We start from the raw sequence: 4625 nt of genomic DNA on the forward strand, positions 1-4625 counted from the left end.
TACGCGCCCATATGCATGTTCTCGGCGATGGTGAGCGACGGGAACACGTTTTCCGTCTGCGGCACGAATCCCACGCCGAGCGACACGAGCTTATCCGCACGCAGATTGGTGATGTCGCGCCCTTTGAAGATCAATTTGCCGGAATGGATGTGCACCAGTCCGAACAGCGACTTGAGCAGCGTGGACTTGCCGGCGCCGTTCGGGCCGATGATGCCCACGATTTCGCCCTGATGCAGGGTCAGCGACGCGCCGTTGAGGATATTCACGCCCGGAATGTAGCCGGCCACCAGGTCGACCGCGTCGAGCAGCGGTTCTCCGTCCGGCTCGCCCACGTGGATTTCGGCCCGCGTGCGGGCATCAGCCGTGGATTCAATCTCGCTCATTTGCTCAGTCCTTCCTCGAGGACGGAATCGTCGCCCAAATCGATGTTGGCATGGGCGCCGAGGTAGGCGTCGATCACCGCCGGATCGTCCATCACGGTTTTCGGCTCGCCCTCCGCCACAATGCGCCCCTCGGCCATCACGGTCACCCAGTCGGCGATATGACGGACCATGTTGATGTCGTGTTCGACGAACAACACGGTGGTGCCCTCCTCGCGCAGCGACATGATGTGGTCCAGCAGCGACTGTTTCAACGCCGGGTTGACGCCGGCCATCGGCTCGTCGAGCATCACCAGCTGCGGGTCGGACATCAGCGCGCGGGCCATTTCCAGCAGTTTGCGCTGGCCTCCCGAAAGAGATCCGGCGAAGTCGTTCTTCTTTTTGATGAGCAGGAACCGTTCGAGCAGCGCCTCGGCTTTTTCGACGTTGGCCTTCTCCTGTCGTTTCCACAGCGACGGCACCAGCGCGCGGAACATGCCTTCGCCGGGCTGCACGGGCGCGCCCAGCAGCATGTTGTCGAGCACGGTCAGGCGGCTCATCACCTTGGTCAACTGGAAGGTGCGCACCATGCCCATGCGGGCCACGCGCTCCGGGTGCATGTGGCTCATGTCGTTGCCGTCGAACTGCCATGCGCCGGTGTTTGGGGTGTCGAATCCGGTCATCAGGTTGAAGAAGGTGGTTTTGCCGGCGCCGTTCGGGCCGATCAGGGCCGTGATGCCATGCCGTTCGATCTCGAAATGGTCAACGTTCACGGCGGTCATGCCGCCGAATTTGCGCGTGACCTTATCGGCCACCAGAATCGGATCGGGCTTGTGCACACCCGGTACGTTGTCCACGAATGCAAGGTCCTCACGAACCTTATCGCCGTAGGCTGTGGAGATCAGCGTCTCGCCTTCCGGCGGCTTGGTGGCCCATTGGGCCAGATCGTGGAACGGCACCTGACTGCCTGCGGCAGCCGAACCGGAACCGCCCCCGACGCCGGGCGCAGCCGTGCTGATCGCATTGGGCATGGTACGAGCAGTGAAATCACGCATTGAACGCCAACTCCTTTCGGTCTCCCAGCAGACCCTGCGGTCTGAAAATCACCAGGCACATCAGCGCCACGCCGACGATCACCCAGCCCAGCGCCTCGATCTGGTTGGACGAGATGACGGTGTCGGGGATCACGCCGCGCATCACCTCCTTGACGAAGGTCAGCAGCACCCACAGCAGGCAGGAGCCGATCACCGGGCCCAAAATGGTTGCGGCGCCGCCGAGCAGCAGAATCGTCCACGTGTAGAAGGTGACCGTGCGCCCCAGCGAATCGGGCTGCACCGAACGCGGCAGCACGAACAGGATGCCGGCGAGCGCGCCGAACATGCCGCCCAGGATCAGCGCCTGCATCTTGTAGGTGGTCACCGATTTGCCGAGCGAACGGATCGCGTTCTCGTCTTCGCGGATGCCTTTGAGCACACGGCCCCACGGGGAGTGGAACCAGCGCCAGCACAGCAGCACGGCCACCGCCACGATCGTCCAGGCCACAATGCGGATCCACCACGAGTTGGCGATGTTGTTCGAATACGTCCACAGCAGGAAGGTGGTTTGGCCGTCCGGCAGCGGCGACAGATCTTCGAATTTCGTGGTGAAGTCCTGCGGGGAGATGCCCGCGGAACCGCCGGTGATGTTGGTCATGGCGGTGGAACGGCCGATGATGCGGATGATTTCGGCGGCCGCCAACGTCACCATGGCCAGATAGTCGGGGCCGAGCTTCAGGGTCGGGATGCCGAGCAGCAGCGCGTAGATCACCGCCAGCGCCAGCGCCGCGCACACGGAGGCGAAGAGGTTCGCGCCCATGGACTGCGTGATGGCGAAGCCGTAGGCCCCCAGCAGCATGAAGCCGGCCTGGCCCATATTCATCAGGCCCGTCATGCCGAAGTGAATGTTCAGGCCGATCGCGGCAAGCACGTACGCGGCCGTGGTGGGCGCGAGGATCTCGCCCAGCGTATTGGCAACGATATTCATAACATCCATAACTCAGCCCACCCTTTGCTGTTTGCCGAAGATGCCCTGCGGACGCACCAGCAGGACGATGATGAGGATCGCCAACGCACTGGCGTATCGCATGTCGTTGGGAATGACCAGCGAGCTCATGTCCGCCACCACGCCGATGATCAGCGAGCCGACGAGCGCGCCGTTCGCGGTGCCGAGGCCGCCGAGCGTGACCGCCGCGAACATCAGCAGCAGCAGCGTCGCGCCGGTGTTCCAGCTGATGCCGTTGAGGTACACGCCCAGCAGTACTCCGGACAGCGCGGCCATCGCGCAGGAGATGATCCACACGATGCGAACCACCTGTTCGACGTTGATGCCGGAAGCCGCCGCAAGCGCCGAATTATCGGACACGGCTCGCGTGGCGCGGCCCAGCCGCGTCTTGTACAGGAACAGCGTGACGCCGACAATCACCACAATCGCTATGCCCGCCGAGATCAGGGTCGGCATGTCGGTGGTGATCGGCCCGATGTCGAAGGAGTCGGGGACCGATTTGACGATGCCTTTGATATTGCCGCCGAAGAAGAACTGGAAGATATATTGCAATGCCATCGACAGGCCGATGGTCACGATCATCTGCTGCATGGTGCCCACGCGCTTGCGGCGCAGCGGGGCCCAGATGATTTCGTTCTGGATCCATCCGGTGAGCGCGCCGATCGCCACGGCGAACACCGCGGAGGCCACCACCGGCATATGCAGCAGCTGCGTGCCGACATAGGCCATCAGGCCGCCGAGCGTCACCTGCTCGCCATGGGAGAAGGAGCTCAGGCCGGTGGTGCCGTACACCAGGTTCATGCCCACCGACATCAGGCCGAGCATCAGGCCGAAGATGACGCCGGAGAAGAGCTGCTGCCATATGCGGCTGCCGATGTTGGATCCCGACGAACCGCCCGACTGGCCGGCCGAGCCGCCGGAGGCATTGGACGAGGAGCCCGCGTTGGACGAGCCGGACGCCCCGGAACCGCTTCCGGCGCCCGCCGTGGAGCTCGCGCCGTTCGCCGCGGAGGCCTGATCGAAGCGCACCACACCGCGCGACTTGGAGAAATCGCTCTTTTTGATGGTGACGGAAGCCTCGTGCGCGGCAAGTTGGTGCTGGCTGGCGACGGATTGGTCGATGGTGACGGTGTAGTCTCCGTCGGCGGACACTTTAAACGCCCACTTGCCGTCGGCGCCCGTGGTGGTGGTCGCGGACTCGGCACCCGACAGGGTCACCGTCACGCCGGAGATCGGCGTTTTGCCGGCATCCTGCAGAATACCGTTAACGCAGCCGTTGGAGGCCGTGGGGTTGCAGGTGTCGGTGGCTTCGGCGGCGAGGGCGGCGGTCGGCTGGAACGCGATCGCGAAAACCACCGCCATTACAAGAGCGGCCAGCGCGGACAGCACGCGCCCACCGGTTCGCCCGCTTCGGATCGCGGAAACGGCTTCAACTGTCATGGAACATCCCCTCCTCAATTGCCTTCAACCTAGAGTGGGGAATGTTCACGTCAATTGCGCTTCTGTTTCATTCGCGTAACTCACCAGGGCCCACGTAACGCCTATGTTGCGTGGCTAGTCGCTCGAATCCTTTGGATCGTCGGAACCGTCTGGGCCGTCGAAACCAGGCAATTCGCCCGCATCGGTTATCGCCGGCTGCACCGTCCGTATCTGCGCCATTCGCTGTTCCAAGTCCCTGATTTTGCGTTCCAACGCTCCGATGTAATGCACCTGCTGGTAGATGATAAGGTCGCGCACGTCAAAGCTCTTACGTTTACCCCCCCCCCTGCGTCGCAGCGACGCGAAGGCGATGTCAGCCGCGCTCAGTGACTGGCCGTTCAGCCAATTGTCATATTTTCGCTCGTCCGTGGTGATGGAGTCGACGCCCGGTGTTTCGTCTGCGCCGGCATCCTGCGGGGCGTCATCGGCTTGCTCCGAAGCGTCCGCGTATTTGCCGGACGCCTTCCAACGGGCCACGCATCGCTCGATGCGCTTGTAGCCTATGAGCGAGGGGTCGAGTCCGGCCTCGCGAAAGATGCGCACCGGCGACTCGCCCGCTTTATACCGTCGCACGCACGAGCGTTTGAACTCCTCACTATAGGTGATGCGCACCGGCGAAACTTCCGCGACCGCCGACAACGACCGCAAATATGCGGCCTCCTCAAGCGTGAACGAACCCCCTCCTGCCGCCATGGTCGTATCTCCTCCCTCCCACTTTGCCACGCACCGGTGGCGACGCCGCCAAGC

Annotated in this window: 5 protein-coding genes; all 5 read right to left on the bottom strand. The window is 63.3% G+C overall.

Features of this window, described 5'->3' with window-relative positions; all coding sequences use genetic code 11:
• Positions 1-383, bottom strand: a 383-nt coding sequence (locus B2994_RS02705; RefSeq protein WP_414630623.1) for an ATP-binding cassette domain-containing protein, incomplete at its 3' end; no start/stop codon positions are given.
• A complete protein-coding gene (locus B2994_RS02710) occupies positions 380-1390 on the bottom strand; it encodes an ABC transporter ATP-binding protein (RefSeq protein WP_414630626.1) in 1011 nt (336 codons plus the stop codon). The genes B2994_RS02705 and B2994_RS02710, both read right to left, overlap by 4 nt.
• Positions 1391-1406: 16 nt before the next feature.
• Positions 1407-2390 carry a branched-chain amino acid ABC transporter permease gene (locus tag B2994_RS02715; RefSeq protein ID WP_291526858.1) on the bottom strand — a complete coding sequence of 328 codons (984 nt, stop codon included), beginning with the start codon at positions 2388-2390 and terminating at the stop codon, positions 1407-1409.
• Positions 2391-2393: 3 nt separating this feature from the next.
• Positions 2394-3839: an ABC transporter permease subunit gene (locus B2994_RS02720; protein WP_414630624.1), complete on the bottom strand. Its 1446-nt coding sequence runs from the start codon at positions 3837-3839 to the stop codon at positions 2394-2396.
• Positions 3840-3953: 114 nt separating this feature from the next.
• Positions 3954-4571 (bottom strand): HTH domain-containing protein, encoded by a 618-nt coding sequence (locus B2994_RS02725; protein ID WP_291526859.1) that lies wholly within the window; start codon positions 4569-4571, stop codon positions 3954-3956.
• Positions 4572-4625: the final 54 nt, after the last annotated feature.

The sequence above is a fragment of the Bifidobacterium sp. UBA744 genome (assembly GCA_002298605.1).
In the GTDB taxonomy this organism is placed as follows: Bacteria; Actinomycetota; Actinomycetes; order Actinomycetales; family Bifidobacteriaceae; genus Bifidobacterium.